This window comes from Streptococcus sp. GMD4S (genome assembly GCF_000296955.1).
Genome location: NZ_AJRE01000273.1, coordinates 1 through 1056 on the forward strand (window position 1 = coordinate 1; position 1056 = coordinate 1056).

Consider the following 1056-nt stretch of genomic DNA (forward strand, 5'->3'; position numbering starts at 1 on the left):
ATCGTTTCCAAAAATTTATCCAAGGAATTGAATAACAAAAATCTAGCTTCAAATTTACTCTTCAATTTCAAAACTAAAAACAAGGTCTGACTAATCTACAGTCAAACCTTGTTTTTTTATTTTTATAAGAAAATCCAAGATTCGTAAATCTGATTAGTTTTCTCTCCCCTTTCTAGAGAGCAAACCGTAGCCACTCATTAGTCCGAGAAGTCCCAGCGCTACTAGACTAGCATCTGTTTCTGCACCAGTATTCGGCAGTTGTTTGCTTGTTTCTTCAACTTTTGCTGGCGTTGCTAAAAGCGCTTGATCCCTTGTTTGTGAGACTTGCTCTTCTTTCGTTCCAACTTCTGTGATTTCTGGGATCGCTTCCTTGAGAACTTCAGTCGAACGAAGGGTGCGTTTGCCCTGAGCATCAACTTCTACAAATTGGCGAACTTGTCCTTCCACTCCTACTTGTACTAGCTGACGTTGTCCTTTGAGAAAGGCTGCATTTGGTCGTTCCTGATGTTCGAAGGAAACTGTCCCCTCTTCAATTTCCAGTTTCGGAGTTTCTAGAACTAAATCTTTCACACCTTCAGCTGGTTGGTTGCTTGATAGAACTTTTGTTCCTACTTCTGTGATTTCTGGGATTGCTTCCTTGACTACCTCAGTCGAACGAAGAGTGCGTTTGTCTTTGGTATCTACTTCTACAAAACGACGAACTTGACCTTCAACTCCAGCTTGCACAACACGGCGTTGTCCTTTGAGAAATTCGGCGTTTGGTCGCTCCTGACGTTCATAGGCTGTTGTTTCAGTTTCAATAACTAGTTCAGGGAGTGCCTCAACCGTTGGAGCCACTTCATTTGGATCCACGCTTCCAACATGGTGACTTTCTTCTGCAGGAGCTAGTTTCTTATTTAGCTTCTCTTTCATTTCCGCAAAAGCTTGTGGAGTTGGCATCTCTGAAGCCAACAAAGTTTCTGCTTGGGCAATCAACTCAGCTTTAGGATCTTTTTCACGGACAGATTCGAGCAAACCTTCCAATTCTTCTCTAGCTGTCTGATAACGTTGATTTCC

General features: G+C 42.3%; 1 protein-coding gene. It reads right to left on the reverse strand.

The window, feature by feature from the left end; genetic code table 11:
- Positions 1–153: 153 nt before the first annotated feature.
- Positions 154–1056 (reverse strand): LPXTG cell wall anchor domain-containing protein (locus GMD4S_RS09305; RefSeq protein WP_000463726.1); only part of this gene is annotated, 903 nt, incomplete at its 5' end.